This window comes from Salegentibacter sediminis, from assembly GCF_002078605.1.
Classification (GTDB): domain Bacteria; phylum Bacteroidota; class Bacteroidia; order Flavobacteriales; family Flavobacteriaceae; genus Salegentibacter; species Salegentibacter sediminis.
Map to the genome: position 1 here is coordinate 88,185 of NZ_MSJR01000003.1, position 24,922 is coordinate 113,106.

The 24,922-nt window shown below is 40.1% G+C and carries 25 protein-coding genes; 6 read left to right on the forward strand and 19 right to left on the reverse strand.

Going from position 1 to position 24,922, the window contains the following annotated elements; genetic code table 11:
- Positions 1-66: 66 nt before the first annotated feature.
- Positions 67-534 carry a CBS domain-containing protein gene (locus tag BUW93_RS06560; RefSeq protein ID WP_081210392.1) on the forward strand — a complete coding sequence of 156 codons (468 nt, stop codon included), beginning with the start codon at positions 67-69 and terminating at the stop codon, positions 532-534.
- 3 nt (positions 535-537) lie between these two features.
- On the opposite strand, the gene BUW93_RS06565 is transcribed toward BUW93_RS06560, so the two are convergent.
- The 6 genes from BUW93_RS06565 to BUW93_RS06590 all read right to left on the reverse strand — a co-directional run bounded on the left by BUW93_RS06565 (position 538) and on the right by BUW93_RS06590 (position 3,871).
- Entirely contained in the window at positions 538-885 is a 348-nt protein-coding gene (locus tag BUW93_RS06565; protein WP_081210394.1) for a hypothetical protein, read from the reverse strand.
- Between the two features lie 78 nt (positions 886-963).
- Positions 964-1,386: a DUF4174 domain-containing protein gene (locus tag BUW93_RS06570; protein ID WP_198536991.1), complete on the reverse strand. Its 423-nt coding sequence runs from the start codon at positions 1,384-1,386 to the stop codon at positions 964-966.
- 31 nt (positions 1,387-1,417) lie between these two features.
- A complete protein-coding gene (locus BUW93_RS06575; protein WP_081210398.1) occupies positions 1,418-2,032 on the reverse strand; it encodes a DEAD/DEAH box helicase in 615 nt (204 codons plus the stop codon).
- A 170-nt stretch (positions 2,033-2,202) separates the two neighbouring features.
- Complete coding sequence (locus BUW93_RS06580) at positions 2,203-2,679, reverse strand: hypothetical protein (protein WP_081210400.1); 477 nt, start codon at positions 2,677-2,679, stop codon at positions 2,203-2,205.
- Positions 2,680-2,831: 152 nt separating this feature from the next.
- The gene (locus BUW93_RS06585) at positions 2,832-3,197 is read right to left on the reverse strand and encodes a cupin domain-containing protein (protein ID WP_081210402.1); all 366 of its coding nucleotides are present in this window, start codon (positions 3,195-3,197) and stop codon (positions 2,832-2,834) included.
- Between the two features lie 38 nt (positions 3,198-3,235).
- Positions 3,236-3,871 carry a hypothetical protein gene (locus BUW93_RS06590; protein WP_081210405.1) on the reverse strand — a complete coding sequence of 212 codons (636 nt, stop codon included), beginning with the start codon at positions 3,869-3,871 and terminating at the stop codon, positions 3,236-3,238.
- Positions 3,872-4,068: 197 nt separating this feature from the next.
- Here BUW93_RS06590 and BUW93_RS06595 point away from each other — a divergent pair, with 197 nt between their 5' ends.
- Positions 4,069-4,404, forward strand: coding sequence for a single-stranded DNA-binding protein (locus BUW93_RS06595; protein ID WP_081210406.1), 336 nt, complete (start codon positions 4,069-4,071; stop codon positions 4,402-4,404).
- A gap of 71 nt (positions 4,405-4,475) precedes the next feature.
- Here BUW93_RS06595 and BUW93_RS06600 read toward each other — a convergent pair whose 3' ends face one another.
- On the reverse strand, positions 4,476-5,378 hold the full coding sequence (locus BUW93_RS06600) for a histone deacetylase family protein (protein WP_081210407.1): 903 nt from the start codon (positions 5,376-5,378) through the stop codon (positions 4,476-4,478).
- Positions 5,379-5,531: 153 nt separating this feature from the next.
- Positions 5,532-7,619, reverse strand: coding sequence for a methionine--tRNA ligase (metG, locus tag BUW93_RS06605; protein ID WP_081210408.1), 2,088 nt, complete (start codon positions 7,617-7,619; stop codon positions 5,532-5,534).
- 158 nt (positions 7,620-7,777) lie between these two features.
- Here metG and BUW93_RS06610 point away from each other — a divergent pair, with 158 nt between their 5' ends.
- Both BUW93_RS06610 and BUW93_RS06615 read left to right on the forward strand, forming a co-directional pair.
- Entirely contained in the window at positions 7,778-8,347 is a 570-nt protein-coding gene (locus BUW93_RS06610) for a hypothetical protein (RefSeq protein ID WP_081210409.1), read from the forward strand.
- A gap of 66 nt (positions 8,348-8,413) precedes the next feature.
- On the forward strand, positions 8,414-8,779 hold the full coding sequence (locus BUW93_RS06615) for a YraN family protein (protein WP_081210410.1): 366 nt from the start codon (positions 8,414-8,416) through the stop codon (positions 8,777-8,779).
- A 59-nt stretch (positions 8,780-8,838) separates the two neighbouring features.
- Here the strand turns inward: BUW93_RS06615 and BUW93_RS06620 are convergent, their stop codons facing one another.
- The 3 genes from BUW93_RS06620 to BUW93_RS06630 all read right to left on the reverse strand — a co-directional run bounded on the left by BUW93_RS06620 (position 8,839) and on the right by BUW93_RS06630 (position 12,184).
- Entirely contained in the window at positions 8,839-10,908 is a 2,070-nt protein-coding gene (locus BUW93_RS06620; protein ID WP_081210411.1) for a M13 family metallopeptidase, read from the reverse strand.
- 152 nt (positions 10,909-11,060) lie between these two features.
- Positions 11,061-11,558, reverse strand: coding sequence for a nuclear transport factor 2 family protein (locus tag BUW93_RS06625; RefSeq protein WP_081210412.1), 498 nt, complete (start codon positions 11,556-11,558; stop codon positions 11,061-11,063).
- A 56-nt stretch (positions 11,559-11,614) separates the two neighbouring features.
- Positions 11,615-12,184 (reverse strand): hypothetical protein, encoded by a 570-nt coding sequence (locus BUW93_RS06630; RefSeq protein ID WP_081210413.1) that lies wholly within the window; start codon positions 12,182-12,184, stop codon positions 11,615-11,617.
- 144 nt (positions 12,185-12,328) lie between these two features.
- Here BUW93_RS06630 and BUW93_RS06635 point away from each other — a divergent pair, with 144 nt between their 5' ends.
- The gene (locus tag BUW93_RS06635) at positions 12,329-13,285 is read left to right on the forward strand and encodes an NAD-dependent epimerase/dehydratase family protein (protein WP_081210414.1); all 957 of its coding nucleotides are present in this window, start codon (positions 12,329-12,331) and stop codon (positions 13,283-13,285) included.
- Between the two features lie 82 nt (positions 13,286-13,367).
- On the opposite strand, the gene BUW93_RS06640 is transcribed toward BUW93_RS06635, so the two are convergent.
- From BUW93_RS06640 to aspS, 4 genes are all read right to left on the reverse strand, one after another.
- The gene (locus tag BUW93_RS06640; protein ID WP_081210415.1) at positions 13,368-13,562 is read right to left on the reverse strand and encodes a cold-shock protein; all 195 of its coding nucleotides are present in this window, start codon (positions 13,560-13,562) and stop codon (positions 13,368-13,370) included.
- A 102-nt stretch (positions 13,563-13,664) separates the two neighbouring features.
- Positions 13,665-13,904 (reverse strand): hypothetical protein, encoded by a 240-nt coding sequence (locus tag BUW93_RS06645; RefSeq protein ID WP_081210416.1) that lies wholly within the window; start codon positions 13,902-13,904, stop codon positions 13,665-13,667.
- Positions 13,905-13,906: 2 nt separating this feature from the next.
- The gene (locus BUW93_RS06650; protein ID WP_232778324.1) at positions 13,907-15,697 is read right to left on the reverse strand and encodes a chloride channel protein; all 1,791 of its coding nucleotides are present in this window, start codon (positions 15,695-15,697) and stop codon (positions 13,907-13,909) included.
- Between the two features lie 60 nt (positions 15,698-15,757).
- Positions 15,758-17,506, reverse strand: a complete 1,749-nt coding sequence (gene aspS, locus BUW93_RS06655; RefSeq protein WP_081210419.1) for an aspartate--tRNA ligase — start codon at positions 17,504-17,506, stop codon at positions 15,758-15,760.
- 228 nt (positions 17,507-17,734) lie between these two features.
- Between aspS and BUW93_RS06660 the strand changes: the two genes are divergently transcribed.
- A complete protein-coding gene (locus BUW93_RS06660) occupies positions 17,735-18,091 on the forward strand; it encodes a toxin-antitoxin system YwqK family antitoxin (protein ID WP_081210421.1) in 357 nt (118 codons plus the stop codon).
- A gap of 56 nt (positions 18,092-18,147) precedes the next feature.
- Here BUW93_RS06660 and BUW93_RS06665 read toward each other — a convergent pair whose 3' ends face one another.
- Genes BUW93_RS06665 through BUW93_RS06680 form a run of 4 tightly spaced genes read right to left on the reverse strand, consistent with a single transcriptional unit; the run spans position 18,148 to position 24,789 of the window.
- Entirely contained in the window at positions 18,148-21,621 is a 3,474-nt protein-coding gene (locus BUW93_RS06665) for an efflux RND transporter permease subunit (RefSeq protein WP_081210423.1), read from the reverse strand.
- 1 nt (position 21,622) lies between these two features.
- Positions 21,623-22,795: an efflux RND transporter periplasmic adaptor subunit gene (locus tag BUW93_RS06670; RefSeq protein WP_081210760.1), complete on the reverse strand. Its 1,173-nt coding sequence runs from the start codon at positions 22,793-22,795 to the stop codon at positions 21,623-21,625.
- A gap of 28 nt (positions 22,796-22,823) precedes the next feature.
- On the reverse strand, positions 22,824-24,179 hold the full coding sequence (locus BUW93_RS06675; RefSeq protein WP_081210425.1) for a TolC family protein: 1,356 nt from the start codon (positions 24,177-24,179) through the stop codon (positions 22,824-22,826).
- A complete protein-coding gene (locus BUW93_RS06680) occupies positions 24,172-24,789 on the reverse strand; it encodes a TetR/AcrR family transcriptional regulator (protein WP_081210762.1) in 618 nt (205 codons plus the stop codon). The genes BUW93_RS06675 and BUW93_RS06680 overlap by 8 nt, the downstream gene beginning before the upstream one ends.
- Positions 24,790-24,922: the final 133 nt, after the last annotated feature.

Here is a 24,922-nt window from a genome sequence, read left to right on the forward strand (position 1 = left end):
GAAAGCGCTTTAGCCCTAATAGGAAATTTCTTATATTTAAGAGATTAATACACAAATTTTTAAGCTATGGCTATCAAAAGTTATCAAGGAAAGCAGGCGGCTCCCGAAAAACCGGAAAGTACGCCAATGCTGGTAAAAGATTATATGAGCACCGACCTGATTACCTTCAGGGAAAATGAGAATATTATGGATGTTGCTGAAAAACTCATAAAGCATAAAATTTCCGGGGGATGCGTTGTAGACGAAAAAAATACCCTGATGGGAATAATTTCAGAAGGTGATTGTATGAAGCACCTTTCAGACAGCCAGTATTACAATATGCCTCTCGAAGATACCACTGTTGGGAAGCGTATGAACTGCGATGTGGAAACTATAGATGGAAATATGAACGTGATCGATGCCGCCAAGAAATTTATCGAGAAGCGTTACAGAAGGTTCCCAATTGTAGAAAATGGAAAGCTCGTTGGACAGATTAGTCAGAGCGATGTTTTGCGAGCAGCGACGAAATTAAAAGGCAACAACTGGCACGTTTAGAAACTAGGTTCTCTTAACTAGGGCATAGACCCCGTTATCGAGCGGGAGGTAACCCTGGTCATAGACAAAATAATAAACTTTCCCGCTTTTGGTGGTGTAAATGCTTGTGATATAATCGAAGTTAAAGCCTTTGGACAATAACCTGTTTTTAGTTGTGGTGGTCTTTTCGCCTGGGTTACATTCTTCTAAAATGCGATAGTTCTTGCGCAGCCGGTTATTCACGTTCCTCAGCATATTTTTACTGTCTTTATTGAGGTTATTGTGGTATGCATTACGACAGTAATCGCTGCAGAATTTTTTATCTACGCGGCCAACTATTTTTTCTCCACATTCCAAACAGGCTTTTTGCATTTTTGAATGTTTTCACAATAAATATAGTAAAAACCCTGATAATTGCTGAAAACCAAATAAATAGACTTTTGCTGAATCTTACTTGTTTTTACGTATTTCAGATTGCCGCATCGGCATACTGTGAATGGTACTAAACAATTTTTCAAGGGACAGGACTTTCGGTTGGTTTAATTTTATCCCGCCATCCAAACCTATAAGCAATACCTGAAAATCGCAATTCTTGGTTTTATATTTCTCGTAAAGGGTGGAAGCTTTTTTCCAGTTTCGGGATTCCAGTCCTTTTGAAAATTTATCAGGTAAGATTTTATAGATAATGAGTTTGCGCTCGCTTAAGCCCTTCTGGTCTTTTTTGAGCTCAGAAAGCTGCTTTTTATAATTTGGACTGTCTTGTTCTTTCGAGATCACCAAAACCAGGCGGTTCTCCCATTTATGGGTTTTTAAATCCTGAGCATTTACGGCCATAGACGATAGAATAATCAACAGAAATATTTTTACTGCCAATCGCATCTTCTAAACTATAAAGAATTTAAAACTACTTCATTTTTAAAACTTCTGCCCGAGCCATAAAAGTATCCCGTAATCTTTCGATTTTAGAATTGGTCTCACTGGCAAATACAAGGTATTGACATTTTGAAATATGCTGAGGTATTCTAATCAAATCGTTGAAAATACCCGTATTGGTAATGAATTCAGCATCTTCCACAATAAGTAATTTTAGTTGACTCAAATTAATTCCAGTAATGGAAAAAAGCTTGAATAATTTTTTAGGCGTTGCAATGACTATATCTACGCCTTCGTAAATGGCAACTTTCTGAACTTCTATATCGGGTTCATCATACGCACTGAAAATGCGTAGGTCCATATACCTGGTGAATTTTTTAAATTCCTTTTCAAGTTCCATCGCGGCCTCTTTGTCTTTCACATAGATTAATGCCCTTGGAGCATCTTCAAAAGCAGCACTTTCCAGTTTTTGAATCGTACTAATTACCAGCGCAGTGGTTTTTCCAGCATTTTCGGGGGCGAGAATGTAAAGATCCCTTCCGCTTTTTATTTTAGGTAAAATTTTTTTCTGAAAAGGTAAAGGTTCTTCAATCCCCAATCTTTCAAGGGCTTCTTTCAAAGGGGGATTCAGTTTTTTAAAGGACATTTGGTTTGGTTTTATACCAGGTTTTTATTCAATTCTTTGTTAAGAATCATTATCCTACAAAGATAAGCTTCCCGATTTTGCCCCTACTATAAAACTCTTCAAAATTGATTTAACCTGAGTATCAATAAATTATGGCAAAATATCAATACTCATAAAGCTCAATTTCAACTTCATAAATTAAATTCTTCCATCTGCAGCCGGTAATCATATTGCAGGTCTTCATGAAGCTTCTGCAATTTCGTATTGATAAGCTGAAGCTGCCGCTCATAGAGATTCTGAAGTGTTTTATTGCGATGTATGGGCTTAGGGAAAGATTTCAACTTCGCACAGAAATAAATAAGTAGTTCTACTTCGGTTTCTTTTTTTCCTGAATAACGAGCGTGTTTTTTTACATCCTTTAAAATCTTACGCACACTCTTTTTTATAAAATACCAGGTTCGGGTGTTAATAGCAGAAAATTGCTCGTCTATTTCCTTCTTTACTTCAGAAATAAATTCTGCTTCATTATCAGATTCGAAGAGAAGGTAGGTGAGCAGTTCTTTATTCTCTTTTTTAAACTTAGAAAGCCTTAGGCAAAGCTCCAGGAGTTCATCCGGAGACCGGAAGGCGAGTTCTTTTTTTAACTGACTAACGCTGGCTGCTTTCATAAATTTCGGGTAGTGTTGAAGAGTTAAAAATATGAATTCTAACTGTCAAACAATTCCATAAGCTCTTTTTCATTTAAGGTGCTTATTTAATAAGTGCCGCGGCTATTCCCGTGACTTCCTTAAGCGGTATAATTTTGTGCTAAGTTTGAGTTTTAAATCCAATCTGGGTTTTCTACGCTAAGTTTATCTTTTACCTCGCCGGTATGTTTGGTAGTTGATGGTTCAAAAAGTAACACCCAGGCTTCTTCCTCTGCTATGGGATTATGTTCTACACCTCTGGGAACGATATACATTTCGCCTTCGTTGAGGCTTATTGTTTTATCCCGAAACTCAATTTTAATGCTGCCTTTGATCACCAGGAACATTTCATCTTCATGTTTATGATCGTGCCATACAAATTCACCTTTTAGTTTGGCTAATTTCACCTGTTGGCCATTAAGTTCGCCAATAATTTTAGGCGTCCAGTATTCATTAAAAAGCCGGAATTTCTCCTTTAGGTTTATTTTACCTTCATTCATAATTGATTTATTTTGATTAATAGCAGGATAATATTCACTTAGTCCCTAATGAGTTGCGATAGTTCAGCTTCAATGGGAAAACCTTTAATCCCCTCTTTGGTTTTGAAGTAGTTTTCAATCGCTGCATCTGTCATTAGATAGGTTTCCTTTAATCCTTCAATGATGATTCTTAAATAATGCTCATTGGGAGCATTAATTTCGTTTTCAAGATATTCTTCGTTGGTAAAGGTGAAAATTGGATGGTATTCTTCCTCTCCCAAATAAATGATCTGGCCATACCAGGAATTATTTTTCATATCCAAAAAGCCCTGTTCGATAACTTTTTTGAGATCTATATCAAAATTTCCTTCAAATTTTATCTCCTGCTTCACCAGGTCAATAAATTGCTGTCGGGTGATGAGGTACATGCGCCCCAGGGTTTCAATATTTTCATCAATTTTAGATTTGATAAAGACAGCGCCGCCTCCGCTCCAGGTTTTGGAACGTTTTGCGAAATACATTTCCCTGTTTATGATGATTCTCTTATTTTTTGAAGGAAAAGTTCTGTTGGTACATCCCGGGTAAATTCGATGTGCCCCTTTTGGCTGCCCACCACTTATATAACATCTAAAACGCTCCTCCAGGAGGTTGGAGCCATAACAGGCATACCAGACTTTTTGTTCTTCTTTTGCCATTTTTTAATGCAAGTAAAGCTTTCTGTTGAATTAGCCAAATAAGATAATTGGATTTCTTCTAATAACTGAATTCAAACGTTTACAAACGCCTATAAACGAAAACAAATAATTCCTAACCGAATAAGTTTTGTTGCTGAGTCTAAGTTTGTTGTGTTGAAATGAACTAACGATTTTCAGCTAAATTAAATTTATAAGTTATGAGCACTTTAAGAAACAAAGTTCAGTTGATCGGGAATGTAGGAAGAGAGCCTGAGATCGTAAATCTGGAATCGGGAAAGAAAATCGCGAAATTTTCGATCGCGACTAATGAGCACTACAAAAATGCTGCAGGAGAAAAAATCACCGACACCCAGTGGCACAACATCGTGGCCTGGGGGAAAACAGCCGAGTTGATAGAAAAATATGTCAACAAAGGTAAAGAGGTGGGTATAGAAGGAAAGCTTACGAGCCGCAGCTGGGATGACAAAGAGGGCCAAAAGCATTTTATCACTGAAGTGGTTTGTAATGAGCTGCTTTTAATGGGAAATAAATAAATAGTTATGAGAAATGAAATTTCTGAAGCCTAATATTCCCGTCCGGACACCCCGGATGGGAATTTTTTACGTTAAAAGTAAATTTCCTGAGCTAAGCGATAAGTATTGGCATGAGCTTCAATGATTATTTTAATTTCCTGCGAGTATCCACCGCCCATACTACATTGCACTGGGATATTTAGATCCCGGCAGGTTTGTAGCACAAACCGGTCACGTTCTTTGCAGCCCGCGACGGTACATGAAAGTTTTCCCAGTTTATCGGTTTTTAAAATATCTACCCCACTTAAATAAAAGATGAAATCGGGATCTTGCTCTCTGATTACATCCGGAAGGGTATCTCTCAGTATTTTTAAATAGTCTTCATCGCCGGTGCCATCGGGTAATTCTATATCCAGGTCAGATTGTTCCTTTTTAAAAGGGTAGTTGTTTTTTCCGTGCATGGAAAAGGTGAAAACCGATGGATCATTTTCGAAGATCTCGGCCGTGCCGTTTCCCTGGTGAACGTCAAGATCTACGATAAGTATTTTTTCGGCCAGGTGTTTTTGCTGTAGATATCGGGCGGCAATCGCCTGGTCATTTAGCAAACAAAAGGCCTCCCCGTGATCGGAATAGGCATGGTGGGTACCTCCGGCAATGTTAAAAGCAATACCATTTTCCAAAGCAAAATGACAGCCCTTCATCGTACCCTCTGCAATCATGAGTTCTCTTTTTACCAGTTCCGCAGAAAGGGGAAAGCCGGTTTTCCTTTCAGCGCTTCTATCCAGATCAAGGTTTTGAAGCTTTGTTAAATATTCGGCATCGTGCACAGCCAGAATATATTTTTCGTCCGGAATTTCCGGCTGAAAAAAATTTGATTCCACACAGGTCCCTTCATGCAGGAGTTGTTTGGGGAGCAGGTCATACTTTTCCATAGGGAACCGATGCCCCTCGGGCAAAGGATGTTTATAAATGGGATGGAAAGCGATTTTGAGCATCTGCAAAGCTAATTAGCTATTTTAAGAAGTAAATTATAAACGTCATTACGAACGCAGTGAAGTAATCTGCCAGTTGAGAATTGGTAATTTTAGATTGCTTCGTTCCATGCAATGACGCTTATTTGCAACTTTCCGAATGCCTTTTTATTAAAACTAATTAATAGTCGCTCCCGGTTCTACGCCATCTTCATCGGGGTTCACAAAAACCAGTTTCCCCTGGGCATTTTCGGTCATCAGGATCATCCCCTGGCTTTCAACTCCGCGCAGTTTTCGGGGAGCCAAATTAGCTAAAACCGTAACTTTTTTTCCAATGATATCTTCAGCTTTAAAATACTCTGCAATCCCTGAAACCACCGTTCTCTGGTCCAGTCCGGTATCTACCTTGATCACCATAAGTTTTTTGGTCTTGGGCATTTTATGAGCTTCTATGATAGTCCCTACCCTCAGGTCCATTTTCGTGAACTCCTCAAAGCTCGCAGTATCTTTTTGGGGCTCTACCTTACCGGCTTCAGCTGCATTGGCAGATTTTGTAGCTTCCAGTTTTTCCAATTGTTTCTCTATTTGTTCATCTTCAATTTTGCTGAAAAGCAGTTCTGCTTTCCCTATTTGATGACCTGCCGGCAAAAGTGCTTCCCTTGTTGAGATTTTATCCCATTGGGATTTTTCATTGCTTTCAAGTCGGTTTTCTGCTGCTGAAAATTTCAGCATACCTTTTAGTTTTACCGAAGTGAAGGGTAAAAATGGCTCACTTAAGGTGGCAAGGGCAGAGGCGATTTGCAGGGCGACATACATAATGCTTTGCACCCTGTCGGCATCTGTTTTTATAAGCTTCCAGGGTTCCTCATCGGCGAGGTATTTATTTCCAAGCCGGGCGAGGTTCATCAGTTCGGCCTGGGCTTCACGGAAGCGATATTTTTCAATAGAACTTGCAATCACTGCCGGGTAGGCTTTCAGCTCGGCAATGGTTTGCTCGTCAATCTTAGAAAGCTTTTGAGGCTGAGGTACGAGTCCGCCGTAATATTTATTAGTGAGCACTACCACCCGGTTGATGAAATTTCCGAAGATGGCTACCAGTTCATTGTTATTTCTTGCCTGAAAATCTTTCCAGGTAAAATCGTTGTCTTTGGTTTCGGGAGCGTTGGCGGTAAGTACATAGCGCAGCACATCCTGCTGCCCGGGGAAATCTTCGAGATATTCGTGAAGCCATACTGCCCAGTTCTTGGAGGTGGATAGTTTCTTGCCTTCAAGATTAAGAAACTCGTTGGCCGGCACGTTTTGCGGTAGAATAAAGTCACCGTGAGCCTTTAGCATTACCGGGAATATAATACAGTGAAACACAATATTGTCTTTTCCGATAAAATGAATGAGTTTGGTATTTTCGTCTTTCCAGTAAGCTTCCCAGTCTTTTCCTTCACGCTTGGCCCATTCCTTGGTGGAAGAGATATACCCGATTGGCGCATCAAACCATACATAAAGCACCTTTCCTTCAGCACCTTCAACAGGAACCGGAATTCCCCAGTCCAGGTCACGGGTAACTGCACGTGCTCTAAGCCCATCGTCTATCCAGGATTTAACCTGGCCATAAACATTGCTTTTCCAGTCGGCTTTATGTCCTTCCAGTATCCATTCTTTCAACCAGCCTTCGTATTGATCTAAAGGCAAAAACCAGTGCCGGGTTTCCCTTAAAGTAGGCGTAGCTCCTGAAAATGTTGATTTAGGATTAATAAGATCGGTGGCATTAAGGGAAGTCCCGCAGCTTTCACATTGGTCGCCGTAAGCTTCCTCATTACCACATTTCGGGCAGGTTCCGGTTACAAAACGATCGGCTAAAAATTGCTTGGCTTCTTCGTCATAAAGTTGGTTGGTGGTTTCCTCGATAAATTTTCCGTCTTCATACATTTTTTTGAAAAATGCAGAAGCCGTATCGTGATGAACGTCAGCTGAAGTTCTGGAGTAATTGTCAAAAGAAACCCCAAAATCCTTAAAAGACTTTTTGATGATGCCGTGATACTTATCTACAATATCCTTCGGGCTCACGCCTTCCTTTTTAGCCTTAATGGTAATTGGTACGCCGTGCTCGTCACTTCCGCAAACAAAAGCAACGTCGTAGCCCTGCATTCTAAGGAAACGTGCATAAATATCGGCAGGTACATAAACTCCTGCAAGATGACCAATATGAATAGGGCCGTTGGTATACGGTAAAGCCGCTGTTATAGTATATCGCTGTGTAGAATCGCTCATTAATCTTTAACTTTTTTGGAAGCCGTAAAGGTAAGCATCTGTTAAATAATACGCGTTAAATTCTTGTAAAAGACAGGGCTTCTCTGTGGAATGTTCCTGAATTTAGCGTCAAACTTTTTCCGCAGGGAGTTTTCTCTACGGAAGCAACTTAACCAAAAATGAAAAAAGTACTTATAGTAATAGGCCTGTTGACTCTGGTTGCCTGCGGAAGCTCCCGAAAAACCGCTTCAAAAGATAAATTTGTAATCGAAAACCTACAAACATATTCTTCCGAAGATCTTAAACGCGAATATCCTGATGCCAATTTTAGGGAAGATGTGGGGATGTTCGAGGAAGGGACTGTGGAACGGGCTTATACCATCCTTTATCCTGATACTCCCAACGAACTTCATATTACCTGGAAAGATGAAAGTCGAACAGAGATCCACGATATTAGATTTGATGTAGCCGGAGATTGGAAATCGGCTAAAGGTGTTACTATAGGAACCACCTATGAGGAGCTTAACAGGCTTAACGGAAAAGAAGTTTCCTTTTATGGTTTTGGCTGGGATTATAGTGGCGCGGTGATTTGGAATAACGGGGAGCTCGAAGATTCAGGCTTACGCGTTTTCCTGGCACCTCAAAATGATCCCGGAAATAAGTTTTATGGGGATCGCCTAATTGAAGCGAGCCCGGAAGAAATAGAAGCCTTAGATCTAAGAGTAGAAACCATAATGCTGATTAAATAAGCAAAATTTAAAGGAAATCCCCCAATTCTTTTTCGGTCAGGAAAATTTAATTTGCCTAAAAATTAAATGGCCGAACATAATTCATTAGGAATAAAGGGGGAACAAATTGCTGTGGCGCATCTTAGGAAAGAGGGGTATGAGATTCTGGCCGAGAACTACACATTTCAGAAAGCAGAGGTAGACATTATTGCCAGAACAGGTGATAGCCTCGTGATAGTTGAGGTGAAAACCCGCAGCACCCCCGATTTTGGCCTGCCTCAGGAATTCGTGAAACCAAAACAAAAACGACAACTTTTAAAAGTAGCCGATTTCTATATAAATGATCGAAATCTCACTGAGGTTGAAGTCCGTTTTGATATTATTGCGATTGTGATCAATAAACAGGGTGTGAAACTGGAGCATTTGAAAGATGCTTTTTACCATTTCCAATAAAAAAGGCCTACTGAAATTAAGTTTTCAGCAGGCCTTTATATTAATTGATTTTATAAATACTACCAGATGATCACGCGATCTTCGGGAGCTACATACATTTTATCACCTTCTTCAATTTCAAAAGCTTCATAGAAAGCTTCTATGTTTTGAAGTGGCACATAAGCGCGGTACATTCCGGGAGAATGAGGATCGGTTTTGATCTTGTTTTTCAAAGCCTCATCACGCATTTTGGTTCTCCATACGGTTGCCCAGGACATGAAGAAACGTTGTTCTGGAGTATAACCGTCAATTTTACCAGGGTTACCGTTTTCTTCAAGGTGAATTTGTAAACCATCATATGCAGCATTAACACCACCAAGGTCACCAATATTTTCACCAAGGGTAAATTGCCCATTGATAAACACACTGTCTACAACTTCAATTTTGCTGTATTGGTTAGCCAGGTCGGCTCCCAGTTCTTCAAAGGCTTTAAGATCTTCATCGGTCCACCAGTTGTTAAGGTTTCCTTCAGCGTCAAAACGAGCACCACTGTCGTCAAAACCGTGGGAGATCTCATGACCAATAACGGCTCCAATTCCACCGTAATTAATGGCAGCATCTGCTTTGTAATCGTAGAATGGCGGTTGGAGAATAGCAGCCGGGAATACGATCTCATTATAACTTGGGTTATAATAAGCATTCACTATTTGAGGAGGCATAAACCATTCGCTTTTATCTACCGGTTTTCCCAGTTTAGACATATCGTCGGCAGTTCGCCATTTACTCACATTCATCATGTTCTGAAAGTAAGAACCATTTTTCTCAACTCCGGCGATTTCCAGGTCGCTGTAATCTTTCCATTCGTCTGGATACCCAACTTTAATAGTTGTAGTTCCCAGTTTTTCGATCGCTTTTTTCTTGGTATCCTCACTCATCCAGCTCAGATTGTTAATCCTGGTTTCGTAAGCTTTAATGATATTTGCGATCATTTCTTCAGCTTGCTTTTTAGCTTCGGCAGGAAAGTGTTCCTCAACATAAAGTTTCCCAAGAGCTTCGCCTATGGTCCAGTTAATGGTTTGCAGGGCACGCTCATCGCGGGGGCGTTGTTCCTGTGCTCCCTGCAGGGTTTTATTATAAAATTCCCAGTTAGCGGTTTCAATTTCGGTAGAAAGGGCATTTGCAGCATCGTTGAAAATGCTCCATTTTAAATATGTCTTCCAGTCTTCAACATTATTCTGGGTAAATACATCCTGTAAAGCCTTCATATATTTAGGCTGAGATACAATAATAGTGTCAAGTTCTTTTGCTCCTATTTCGCTGAAATACTTTTCCCATTCTAAAGCCGGAACCGAATTTTTAAGTTCAGAGACAGTCATTGGATTATAAGTATTACGCGCATCTCTACGCTCCACTTTATCCAACTGAGGTTCTGCCAGCCTGGTCTCGAATTCAAGGATGGTGGCAGCCGCTTTAGAGGCTTCTTCTTCAGAATAATCTATATACTGAAGCATTTTGGTAATATGCTCTTTGTATTTTTCACGTTTTTCCTTGGAATCGGCATCATCGGCTACGTAGTAATCTCTGTCGGGAAGGCCTAAGCCCGAAGGATAGAGATAAGCAGCATTCTGATTAGAATTCTTGGCATCGGCTCTAACCCCGAAGGAAAAGAATCCTGCCCCACCATATTGTTGCATTTCAGTTAAAAAAGCCTGAAGGTCTTCTTTGTTCTGAATGGCATCTACTTTTTCGAGGTACGGCTTTACAGGCTTTATGCCCAGTTCATTACGGCTTACCGTATCCATAATAGTTTTGTAAAGATAAACCGCTTTAGCCTGATCGCTATCAGGATCAAGGCTGTCGCTGGTAGAAGCACTTTCAAGTAATGCAAGTGCATCAGCATCGGTGGTTTGTCTTAATTCCATGAAACTACCCCAGGTAGTTTGATCTTCCGGAATTTCGGTAGAATCTACCCATTTTCCGTTTACGAATCTAAAGAAATCATCTTTTGGGCTCACGGTAGTATCCATATAAGCCAGGTTAATCCCGTGGATTTCTTCTTTTTCAACATTGCTTTCATTATCATTTTTACAAGCGCTCATTACAGCAGCTCCCAAAAATGAATAAAACAGCACATTGGTTATTTTCTTCATCTGTTAAATAATTGTTTTTAAGATTGAGCTAAAGTACTAAAAAGTAAGACATTTCAGATAAAATTCTGATGTCTTAGAAAGAAGGTGTATTTGAAGGAAATTATCGCTTCCTGACTCCAAAAAACTTCCCCAATGTTGAATTGGATGGGAATTCAATTATTTCTAAACTCCGAAATTAGTTTTTCGTCAAAAGATTTTTTCATTTTGGTGATCTCTTCTACATTTTCATTAGGGATGGCAATTGAGAGCACATAGTGGGCGATTTTCCATCCGGTTTCGGTTTTTTGGAGCACCCCCGAGCCCCGACAAATTCCCATTTGGGTATCGAGAAGTTCATCAAACCAGGCGACCGATTTATTTTTGTTAAAATAAATGTGGCGTTCAAGAGGGGTGAAACTCCAGGCTTTTCCGCGATCAAAATAAGGTTTGGAAAATTTACGAAAATCATCGTTCTGCCAGTTTTCGGTAGCATCGGTGCCTATAAAAACGCCGTCTTCGGTCATTAAGCTGAAATACTGTTCAAAGTCGGCTTCGGCAGCGGCTTTATGCCACTGGTCTATTAGCGTGGTGACTTTTTCTTCGGAAGCTTCTTGAGAAAATACCGGGATAGTAAGTGAGAAGAATAATAAGCTAAAGACAAGTTTTTTCATTAAGTAATTTTTTATTTAAGATACTATATTCAGAAGAAAGGCGAAAGGGGACGGGCTTAAACCGAATCTTGTATGCGTCTTGTTGCCCGGGAAATACTATCCTGTTCTTTTTCGAGTTCGTTCAGTTCGCGTTCGAAATCCTCCAGGCTTTTAAGGAATAATTCATTAAGCTGGAGTTTGAAATTATTAAATTCAACCGGGATCTCCTGGGCGGTTTTGGAGATCTGTTCCAAATTTTTATTTCGGCGGGTTGCCAGTTGTTCGAGTACCTGCGCTTTGGTGGCCAAAACGTTTAATCTGGCATCTACCGCTTTTGACTTCAGCGTGTCTGGAACAGTAGTTTTTAAAGACTGCATGATCTGGGAGATGGGTTTTGCATTCCCTATTATCTGGTTAAGACTGGCCGATTTTAGATTGTTTATCTCGTTTTGGGCGGTGATATAATTTACCCATTGTACGGCGTGTTCCCGGGCTTCAGGAAGCAATTCTACCTCAGTATCGGGCAGACTGATGTTTTTGGCCAGCAGGCTGCTGTCCAATTCGGTTTGCTCGTTGGCTTCGGCATTAATATCAGACTTACATCCGGAAAGGATAAGTAAGTAAAAAAGTGGCAATAAGATTTTCATATACTCACAAAGTTAAATGAAAATTAGCTCTTTAGCCTGGAAATTTTTCCGGCATTAACAGATTTTTAAGTTGAAGATAGGTTTCGGAGGTTTTGTTGCGAATACCTTTATAATATTAAATATATTTGCTGAAAATTGAATAACATGGCCAAAAAAATTTTAGTCATAGGTGCCAGTGGGCAGATAGGAACCGAATTATCCTTAAAACTTCGGGAAATTCATGGTAATGACCGGGTTATCGCAAGTGATATTAGGGAGGGAAATGAAGAGTTGATGCAATCGGGGCCCTTTGAAGTTCTTGATGCCACGAATTTTTCTGATGTAGAAGGTGTTATTGCAAAATACCAGGTAGGAGAGGTTTATCTTATGGCTGCAATGCTTAGCGCTACAGCAGAGAAACATCCTATGAAAGCCTGGAGCCTGAATATGGATTCCCTTTTCCATATTTTAAATCTGGCAAAAGAAGGTAAGATTAAGAAGGTATTTTGGCCTTCCAGCATAGCCGTTTTTGGACCATCCACCCCTAAAGAGAATACCCCGCAAACAACTATAATGGAGCCTTCCACGGTTTATGGAATTAGTAAACAAACCGGGGAGCGATGGTGTCAGTATTTTCATGACAAATATGGCGTAGACGTTAGAAGTTTGCGTTATCCCGGTATTATAAGTTACAAAACCCTTCCGGGCGGAGGGACTACAGACTACGCGATAGAAATTTTTCACGAGGCGCTTAAAAATAAAGCCTATACCTCTTATTTAAGTGAATCTACCGGTTTACCTATGATGTATATGGACGATGCTATTAAAGCTACTATAGATCTTATGGAAGCGCCTTCAGAAAAAGTGAAGGTTAGATCTTCATACAACTTAAGTGCGATAAGTTTTACCCCGAAAGAACTAGCTGAAGAGATCAAAAAGCATATACCGGAATTCAGTATAAATTATGATCCAGATTTCAGGCAGAAAATAGCTGATTCATGGCCTTCTGATATTGATGATTCTGAAGCGAGAAAAGATTGGGATTGGAAGCATCAATATGATCTTGCTGCACTAACCGAAAAAATGCTTACCGGGGTTGCAGAAGCTTTTGAAATTAGTTAAAGCAGGGAAATTAAAAGAAGTAAAAACAAAAAAAAAGCCGCTGTTTCAGCGGCTTTTGTAGTTCGAAAATAGGATAATATATCTATTCAATAACGCGCACCTGGCTAGCGTTTACTCCTTTTCTTCCTTCTACTTCAACGTACTCCACTTTGTCACCTTCATTTAGAGTTTCCCCGTCAAGACCGGTAACGTGTACGAAGATGTCTCTTCCTGTTTCGTCGTTGGTTATGAATCCGTAACCTTTAGATTCATTGAAAAATTTAACTGTACCTTCCATTGTAAAAAAATAAATAATTAATAAAGTACAAACTTAATATAATAATATAGACAAGCCCATAAATTTTTAAAAATTATTTTGAAGCGCTTTATAATCAGTCTGTTAATCGAGGCCTTTGTCCCGCATGCGATCCATGTTTTCTTTGGTGAGCGTATAGTCTTTTAGCTTCTTGCCATTCCATCTTACATAGAGGAAAATTGGCATTAAGATGAATGCACTGGCGAGAACAGCCAATCCAATAATGACATCACCCAGAGCCTGATCCTCAAAAGTTCTAATGTAAAATCCAATTCCGATCGCAATGAGGATTGCGATTCCTAATATTTTCATTACAGTTTTCATAGTTAAACAGTTACTTCAATTAATTTTTGACGATAGGCGGTAAGCAGTTTGGATTTTGAAATAAAACCAACATATTTACCATCTTCTACCACCGGCAGATTCCAGGCATTGGTTTCCTGAAATTTAGTCATGATATCTTTTGGCCTGTCTTTTCTAAGATCAATAATTTCAGGTGCTCGTTGCATAATATCGCTCACCTTTACTTCATCGTACATTTTCTGATCGAACATTATCGGTCTAATATCATCTAAAAGAATGATCCCTAAGAAGCTGCCGTTTTCGTCAATAACGGGAAAAAGATTTCGGGAGGATTTTATGACGCCTTCGTGAATAACATCACCAAGGTTCTTATTTATATTTAAAGTCACAAAGTTTTTTTCAATAATCTGCTTAATATTCAATAGGGTAAGAACGGCCTGGTCTTTATTGTGGGTCAATAAATCGCCACGTTGGGCAAGTTCCATAGTATAAACCGAATGTGGCTGAAACCGATTGGTGATCATAAAAGAAATTGCAGCAGTAATCATTAAAGGCACAAAAAGTTCGTAACCACCGGTAAGCTCTGCAATAAGGAAAATTGCAGTGAGAGGGGCGTGTAAAACCCCGGCCATTAGCCCGGCCATTCCTACCATAGTAAAACTACTTACCGAAATAGGATTTCTTAAAACCCCCAGGTTATTTACAAATAATGCGAAACAGTGTCCCATGGCGCTTCCCATAAACATTACCGGGGCAAAAATGCCACCAACACCGCCAGCTCCAAAAGTAAGGGAAGTAGCGATAATTTTAAAAAATACGAGGCTCGCAAGCAGTATAATTACAATCCATATATTATCTAGATACTCGTTAAAGAAATTAGTGCCCAGAGCTTCAAAATAATCTTCGGCCAGAAGGTTATTTATCACATTATAGCCTTCCCCATATAGCGGCGGAATAAAGTAAATAAGGACTCCAAGCCCTAGTCCACCGAGTATGAGCCGGTAAAAAAGCGAATCAATCTTCTTAAAAGCATCCCCAATTTTGAAATAAATACTGGTAAAATACATAGAGCAGCCAGCGGCAAGTATTCCCAGGATGATATAAAAAGGAACTTCAGAAATATTAAAACTATCCTCAAGTTGGAAAGGGAGAATAATATCAGAGCCAAAGAAAAAATAAGAGGTGAGAATAGCCGAAACCGAAGCAATAAGCAAGGGGACCATAGAAATTAAAGTAAGGTCCAAACTAAAAACTTCAATAGCAAAAATGATCGCCGCGATAGGCGCTTTAAAAATAGAAGACATAGCTCCGGCAGCCGCACAACCAATTAACAAGGTGCGTGAGCTTTGGTTCATCTTAAAAAAGCGAGAAATATTGGAGCCTAAAGAAGCTCCTGTTGCCACTGTAGGGCCTTCCAGTCCTACAGATCCTCCAAAGCCAACGGTTAAGGGCGCGGTAATTATTGAAGCATACATCTGGAAAGAACGCATAATTCCTTTGCGGCGTGAAATGGCATAAAGCGTAGATGGAATCCCGTGACCTATCTTTTTTTTGAAAATTACTTTAATTACAAACAACGTAAGGCTTAAACCTATAAGGGGAAAAATAAAATAAAAAGCGTGATGATAATTTACAATAAGGTTTCCTTCCAGTAAGCGCTGAATAAAGTGGGTGAGGTTTTTAATGACTACCGCACCTAACCCGGCAATAAACCCAATAATAGCACTTAAAATCATCAGAAATTGTTGATGACTTAAATACCGGTTACTCCAGTCGGAAATACGGATTAGTTGTTTTGTTGCCTTGGTGCCCACTCAAAAAATATTTAAGTGAAGATAAAAAATTCCCGATCTGGAATCGGGAATTTTTATCAATTATAATTTTATCTGAAGATGGAGTTCTTCAAGTTGTGCTTTATCAAGATTTGCCGGGGCATCAATCATCACATCTCTTCCGGCATTGTTTTTTGGAAAGGCGATAAAATCCCTGATGCTTTCCTGGCCACCAAGAATAGCTACCAATCTATCAAAACCAAAGGCGATACCACCGTGAGGAGGAGCTCCGTACTGGAAGGCATCCATAAGGAAACCAAATTGAGCTTTTGCTTCCTCGGGAGTGAAACCAAGATAATCGAACATTTTTGCTTGCGTTTCCTTGTCATGAATTCTTATAGAACCACCGCCAATCTCGTTTCCGTTTAAAACCAAATCGTAGGCATTTGCACGAACTTCTCCAGGCTTGGTTTCTAGAAGAGCAAAATCTTCTTTCTTAGGCGAAGTAAAAGGATGGTGCATGGCGTGGTAGCGTTGGGTCTCTTCGTCCCATTCTAAAAGCGGGAAATCTACCACCCAAAGTGGAGCGAATTCATTAGCTTTTCTTAGACCAAGTTCGTTCCCAAGATGCATTCTCAAAGCGCTTAGCTGAGTTCTGGTTTTGGTTGCATCGCCGGCCATTACCAGAACTAGGTCTCCCGGTTTTGCTCCTGTGGCTTCTGCCCAGCCTTTTAAATCTTCTTCGGAATAAAATTTATCCACCGAGGATTTTAAAGAACCATCTTCATTGTACTTTGCCCAAACAAGTCCGTTTGCGCCAACCTGGGGTCTTTTCACCCAGGAAATAAGTTTATCGATCTCTTTTCTGGTAAATGAAGCTGCTCCGGGAACTGCAATCCCAACAACCAGTTCCTGTTGATCGAAAACATTGAAGCCTTTGTCTTTGGCAAGATCGTTCAATTCGGCAAACTCCATCCCAAACCTGATATCGGGTTTGTCGTTTCCGTATTTTTTCATCGCATCAGCGTAGGTCATTCTAGGGAATTCTTCCACATCCACGCCATTGATCTCCTTCAATAAATGCCGGGTCAAACCTTCAAAAATATTCAAAATATCTTCTTGCTCTACAAACGCCATTTCACAATCAATTTGGGTGAATTCAGGCTGCCTGTCGGCTCTAAGGTCTTCATCCCGAAAGCATTTTACGATCTGGAAATATTTATCCATTCCGCCTACCATAAGCAATTGTTTGAAGGTTTGTGGCGATTGTGGGAGCGCGTAAAACTGACCTTCGTTCATTCGGCTTGGTACCACAAAATCACGGGCCCCTTCCGGAGTAGATTTTATGAGATATGGAGTTTCCACTTCAATGAAATCCTGGTGAGAAAGGTAGTTTCTAACTTCCATCCCTACTTTGTGGCGAAATTTCAGCTTATTTTTAACCGGATTTCTGCGGATATCCAGGTAACGGTATTTCATTCTTAGGTCTTCCCCACCATCGGTATCTTCTTCAATAGTAAAAGGAGGGGTTAGGGAAGTGTTCAGGATATTCAATTCTGAAACGAGTACTTCAATTTCACCTGTTGCGATATTAGGATTTTTGGATTCGCGCTCGATCACTTTTCCGGTGATCTGGATCACGAATTCCCGGCCTAGTTTCTGGGCTTTTTCCATTAATTCGGCTGAAGAACGTTCCTCATCAAAAATAAGCTGGGTAATGCCATAGCGATCACGCAAATCTACCCATACCATAAATCCTTTATCTCTTATTTTTTGAACCCAGCCCGAAAGTTGGATCTCCTGCCCAATATTAGCAGCGTTTAATTCTCCACAGGTGTGACTTCTATACATAATTTCCCTTGAGTTTTAGTGCCTGCAAAAGTAAGAAGTTCTGGTGGCTTAACAGCTAATTTTTAATTGAAAATCCCGTTTTCGCTGTAAACTTCAGGTGTAAAATGAAATTTATTAGACTTCTGATTTTTAGGTTTTGGGCGTCCCAATGTTAACTTAATGTTACGTAATTATTGAATAAACGTAAACTTTTTGTTATATTTGTAAAGTTAAGATTATTAAATACTAATGAAAAAGATCAGAAATATTTTGATGGCTGCGGTTTTTATTGCCGGCGGCACTATTATGGCACAGGATAAACCTGAGCCACGTTTTGAAAAAGACGGCGATCTTATTAAAGGAACATTTTATTATGAAGACGGAAGTATTAAGCAGGAAGGAACGTACAAGGACGGGAAACTCCACGGGGAATGGGTTTCTTACAACCAGAGAGGTGAAAAGGAAAGCCTCGCCCAGTATGCCTTTGGTAACAAGACTGGTAAATGGTTTTTTTGGAATAACAACCAATTAACCGAAGTAATCTATGACGAAAATATAATTGTTGGGGTGTTAAAACGCGAAAGCGGTTACATCCCCAAACCCTAATAAAAATTTATTGGAAAAGAAAAACCCCGAAGTTGAAGCTTCGGGGTTTTTTTATTTTAGGCTTTTGCCTCCAGTTTTCTTTGTTTTCGCTCTTTTCGTTTATCGGCGGTTTTTACCTTGGCACGATTTACCAGGTAGAACATTACCGGGACAATAACCAGGGTTAAAAAGGTCGCAAAAACAAGTCCGAAGATCACTGTCCAGGCCAGTGGACCCCAGAAGATCACGTTATCTCCCCCAATATAGATTTTAGGATCGTAATCTATGAAGAGGCTAAAGAAATCGATGTTCAACCCAACCGCTAATGGAATAAGTCCTAACACAGTAGTAATTGCAGTTAGAATTACCGGTCTTAACCTGGAAATTCCACCTTTTACGATACTATCAAAATACTGCTCGCGGGTTAAAAGCTCGTTGTCTTCTAAGCCCAACTCGTTTTTCTTCCGGTCTATGAGAATTTGGGTATAATCCACCAGTACGATGGCGTTGTTAACCACGATTCCTGCTAAAGAGATAATTCCCATCATCGTCATAATAATAATGAAGTCCATCTGGAAAATTATCAGTCCAAAGAAGACTCCCACCAAACTTAGCATCACCGCCATAACAATGATAATAGGTTTTGAGATTGAGTTGAACTGGGCTACCAGGATAAGCAGGATTCCACCAATGGCAATGAGCAGGGCTTTTAGCAGAAAGCTCATATTCTCTTTCTGTTCTTCCTGTTCCCCGGTAAACTCGAGAGAAATTTCCTTCGGAAGCTCGTAATTTTTCAGTTCAGTTTTCAGACGTTCTACTATCTCGTTTCCGTTGTAACCTTCCAGAACATTGGAGTATAAGGTTATGACGCGCTTTAGATCTTTTCTCTTAATTGAGCTGAACGAAGAAGCTTTATTTGTGGTCACCAGGGAAGAAATTGGTACCTGTACAATCTCCCCGGTATTTTGATCCATAAAGGTTACGGGTTGATTAAACAAGGCATTTTCATCATACCGGAATTCCTCATTAAAACGTACGTTAACTTCATAATCGTCGTCCCCATCTTTGTAAGTTGAAACCTCTTCCCCATAGATAGCTCTTCTTAGAGTTTGGCCCACTGCAGCTGTTGAAACTCCCAGCTGGCCGGCTTTTCGGCGATCAACTTTTACATCAAGTTCAGATTTTGATTTGTTAACATCAATTTTGAGGTTTTCTATTCCGGGGATGCTTAGGCTCTGGATATAAGCTCGCATATTTTCTGCCTCAGCAAGCATCTGCTCATAGTCGTCTCCCTTTAATTCCATGTTGATAGGATAACCGGAAGGAGGTCCTGCCTGGTCTTTTTCAACAATAACCGACGCTCCCGGGAAGCCCTGAACAGCATCCCGAACTTCGCTTAGAACCTTACTACTTCGCACCCCGCGTCTTTCATTAAATTCCCGCATAGAAAGCGTGATTTTTGCTTTATGTGGCATTTCGTTTTGCTGGCCCCCATCGGTCATAGGGTTTCCAGAGCCTTCTCCTACCTGCGAGATAGCCGATTCGACCATAAAATTATAGCCGTCTTCATCTTCGTATTTTTTTATCACCTCAAAAACCTGACTCTCTATCTTTTTGGTGAGTTCGTTGGTTTTGTGAATATCTGTGCCTTCGGGGTATTCAATATAGGTGATAATTTGTTTAGGTTCATTCTCAGGGAAGAACAACACCTTGGGTTGTACCAAAGCGATTAAAACGAAAGAAACAAATAGTAGAAAAAGCGTTCCGAAGAAAAATAAATAAGCTTTTTTTCCGCGCAGTGCATAGATAAGGGTTCTCTCGTATAAACTTTCCATCTTTTTGAGTGCTCTTACCTGAAAGAAATCTACTGCCTTTGAGATAAAATACTTATAAGCCCAGAGCAGGATAACAACCAGGATAAGGATGTTTCCAAAAGCTCTTAAGACCCCTGTAGGTAAAATAAAGCCAAGGATAAGTAGGATTATTCCTGTAGTTCCCAGAATTAAACTAAGACGGATTAGCCGTTTTTTCGAAATTGATTCTTCCTCGGTTTTCATAAACTGGGAGGTAAGCATGGAATTGATAATCAGCGCCACAAATAATGAAGATCCTAATACTATGGAAAGCGTGATGGGAAAAATCATCATAAATTTTCCTACAAGACCCGGCCATAATCCCAGCGGAAAAAATGCTGCCAAAGTAGTAGCGGTTGAAGCGATAATTGGCCAGGCAATTTCGCCTAAACCTTGTTTGGCTGCTTTGGTTCGCGACATGCCCTGATCCATTAGAGAGTATACGTTCTCCACAACCACAATCCCATTATCTACCAGCATTCCCAGTCCCATTACAAGTGCGAAAAGCACCATGGTATTCAGGGTGTATCCCATGCTGGATAAAATAATATAGGAGAGAAACATGGAAAGCGGAATCGCAATCCCTACAAATAAAGAGTTTCGGAACCCTAGAAAGAACATTAGAACCAATACCACGAGGATTACTCCAAAAATTATATTGTTAACAAGATCATCAACCTGGTTAATAGTTTGGGTTGATTGATCGTTGCTTAGGCTTATGTGTAAACTTTCCGGCAGGTAATTCTCCTGTTCGGTTTTTACGATCTCCTTGATGCTTTCTACCGCCTCGATCATATTTTTTCCGGCGCGTTTTTTAACATCCAGCATCACTACAGGTTGACCATACTCCCTGGCAAATGTGGTGGCATCTTTTTCCTTGAAATTTATTTCAGCGATGTCCTTAAGAAATATGAGTCCGCCGTCGCGTTTTACCACCACATCCTTTAACTCATCGGGATCTTCAATTTCTCCGATTATCCTGATGTTTTTCTGAGCGCCGCTGGTAATGATGTTCCCTCCTGAAATGGTGCGGTTTTCAGCATTTACCGAATTTACAATATCATCAAAACTAACCTTGGAAGCCGTCATTTTGTAGATATCTACAGCGATTTCAACTTCCATATCTTCTGCACCCCTAATTCCCGCCTCTTTGATTTGCGGGAGGAGCTCTATTCGCTCCTGAAGATATTCGGCATATTCCTTTAACTGCTGTACGGTATAGTCTCCCGTAAGGTTAATATTAAGGATGGGCATTTCTTCGGTAAGGTTCAAATCGAAAACATTGGGCTCTACTTTGGCTCCGTTATCCAGGGTAGGCCAGGTGGTTTCGGCTTTTACCAGATCAACCTTGTCTTTTACTTTTTGCCTGGCAATATCTACCAGGATATCTTCTTCAAATTCTACAATTACCAGGGAATAATCCTGAAGGGTGTTAGAAGTGATTTCTTTTACCCCTGCAATATTGTTGAATTCTTCTTCGAGGGGTTCGGTAATAAATTTCTCGACATCTTCGGCAGAGTTGCCCGGGTTTACCGAGCTCACATAAATTTTAGTTTCAATAACCTCCGGGAATGATTCGCGGGGCATATTATAATAGGACATGAGCCCGCCTATCATAATTATGGCGATAATCACATAGACCGTCATTTTATTGCCTATGGCCCAGGAAGAAAGTTTAAATTCCTTGTCTAATTTCATGTTACTCCTCGTTTCTTGATTTCACTTCCTGTCCTTCGCGGAGGTTTTTGGCGCCTTCTACAATAAGGATTTCACCAGGCTGTAAACCTTTGGTAATCTCTATCTCGTTCTGGTAAACATAACCGGTCTCTACGATCTTTTTGCGGGCAATCCCTGTTTCGCCTTCGGCTTCTTTTTCCAATACATAGACAATATTTTCTCCCAAAGCATTTTTCTGAACCGCATTTTCTGGAATTACCACGGCGTTTTCGGCAGTATAATCGTTAAGTTTTATAGTTGCAATCTGGTTGGGCTTGATAAGGCCCTCTTCGTTAGGCAGTGCAACCTGAACCCCGAAAGTGCGATTGTTAGGGTTAATATAGCTTCCAACCTGCCTCACTTCACCTTCAATTTCCTTATTAATAGAACCAATCCTTATATTTACCTGGGTGCCTTTTTTAATCTTGTTGAGGTAATTTTCAGGAACCGCGGCTTCCACATACATGTTTTCTAAACTTATTAACCTGAATAACGGACTTTGCCCGGGATTCACTACCTGTCCTTCATCGGTGATCACTTCATCGATTACACCACTAAATGGAGCGGTAACCACAGTTTTTGCCAGGCGGGATTTTAATTGTTCCAGTGACCTTTGAATCGCTTCATAATTTGTTTTGGCTTCAAGGTATTGCATTTCTGAACCTATGTTCTGTTCCCATAACCTTTCCTGGCGTTCAAAAGTGGTCTTTGCTAAAGCGACTCGGGTTTCCAGTTGAGCAAGCTCACTCGAAAGTCCGCCGTCATCAATAATAGCCAGGGTTTGTCCTTTGCTAACCTTCTGGCCTTCTTCTATTCTAATATTGGTTAGAACTCCCGAAAATTCGGGATAGATAATGATATTTTCATCGGTAGCGACATCGCCCTGAACTTCAGCAAAATGCTTAAACAGGGTGTCCTGAATAACCTGCGTGGTAACGAGATCTAACCTACGGTTTTTATCAAGCTCGTTTATTGCCTCGTCCAGCTGGTCTATTTTGGTGGTCAATTCGCTTTGTTGTTGACCTAATTCAGTTTTCTTTTGTTTGATCTCTGTAAGATCCCCCCTTTTTATTATCTCTTCAACGGATTGCTCATCTTTTTTTCCGCAGGAAAAAATAAATAAGCTTATGGTTAATAAAACTGATATTTTCTTCATCGGTATCTTTTGATTGCTGTTTATTAGTTTAGTTTTCATCAGGGTATTTTGTGGTGTCCAGTAGGTTTTCCAATTCGGCCTTATTGGTAATCACATTCAGCATGGCTTGAAGGAAATCCTGTTGTGCGCTATAAAGTTGTCTTTGTGCCTCACTTAGCTCAAAGCTACTACCCACACCTTCAAAAAATTTGATCTGGTTTTTGCGTTCTATGCGCTCGGAGAGTTCCAGATTTTTCTTTTGCGTCTGGAAATTTTCAAGGCTATATTCATATTCGATCTTAGCCGAATTTATTCTTCGCAATACATCATTCCTGGTTTCTTCCAGTTCCAGTATAGCCTGATCGTAGGCTATTTTCTTTTGTTGGGTACGCGCACCGCGCATTCCACTACTGAATATAGGGATGTTTAAAGAGACTCCTAAAATTGATTGTCCGTAGTATTCCTGGTCGCTGTTAAAAAAGGTGAACTCCTTGCTGAAGCCCTGAACCCCATAATTAAGAAAACCACTTAGACTTGGCAGTGCTTTTGATTTTTCAAGTTTTACCTGTATCTCGGCAGATTGAGCCCGGTTTTCAGCAATGCGGTAATCTATATTTTCTTCAACAGGAATTTGGGTTTCAAGAAGGCCCAAATCAAAATACTCCATTGCCAGCTCATCAAGATCCTGGGTTAGTTCTACAGGTGTTTCTATGGGTAGGCCTAAACTCAGTTTAAGGACATCATAGGAGATATTTAGCATTCTACGGCTTCTGCTAAGGTTATTTTTTAAGCGCAATAATGTGATCTCCAGTTGTTCTACATCTTCTTCTTCGGCGAGGCCATTTTTATAGATCTCTTTGGTCTCGTTGTAATTCTGTTGAACGTTTTCCTGATTTTTCTGAAGAATTGCTACACTTTCCCTGGCAAGAAGGACATTTCCGTAGGCATTAATGATAGCTTTTTTAACCTCATGATTGGTTTTGGTTTTTGCATTTTTGGAAATCTGCAGCAAGGTTTTAGCCGATTGGACCCCAACGATATAAGAACCGTCAAAAATTAGCTGGTTCCAGGTGGCTGTCGCATTAAGGTTATGTTTGGTGCCAAAAACCACAGGCACATAAGTGCCGGGCTCACCTCCCGAGATTTCAGCCGGAATTAATGTCACCGGTTGTTTTAGATAATTCTGATAATCTGTAGTTGCTGAAAGTTGCGGCAGCCCCTGGGCAATAATCTCCCATTTCTGTTTAATAGCAATGTCTATATCCTTTTGGGCATTTACCGAGCTATAATTGTTTTCCAGGCCAAACCGGATAGCCTCTTCCAGAGAAAAGCTATATCCGTTTTCGATTTCCTGAGCCTGAATTCCTGCGGAAATCAGAAAGATGAGCAGAAAAAGTCTACGCATGATTGGTGTTTTTTCGTTTGTTTAAAAATTCCTGAAGTGCTTTAAGACCTTTAGGGGTCGAAATGGCCCGGATGTGATATTCTACAAAATATTCCATCAACTTGGCATTGCTGTACTCTTCAGTAGGAAAGAGATCTTTATCTTTTAAACCCATCATTCCTGTAAAATGAATTCTACTAATAAAAGAAATAGGGATGTCGCTGCGATAATGTCCCGTAGTGATGCCACACTCAAGGTTTTCAATAACACAGCATTGAACCAGTTCATATTGCCTGTTGCTAATGCTCTGGTAAATTTTTGGGTAATACTTCTGAAGCTGATATTGTGGAGAAGTCTTTTCGTCTTTCAGGTATTTCATCGAAAAACTTTTAACCTCGTAAATTTCTTCGATAGGGTTCATTTTTTTCGCCCTAATATCTTTTATCCCCTTATCTATATTCTCAAACAAATGGTTGGTGACCGCCTGCACCAATTTTGTTTTGGTGTCAAAATGGGCGTAAATGGTTTTTTTGGATATGGCCATTTCTGCGGCAATATCATCCATCGTCACACTTTTAAAACCGAGGTTTAAAAACATCTCGGTAGCTGTATTTAAAATTTTATCTCTCACAGATTCAAAAAAAAAATTGGCTGCAAAAGTAAGTTTTGGAAACTTTATATACAAGAAAGGTTTCCCTGGTTTTTGAATAATTTAACTTGGTCTTGAAATTTGAATTACATTCTATTATGGTATTTTAGCCAAA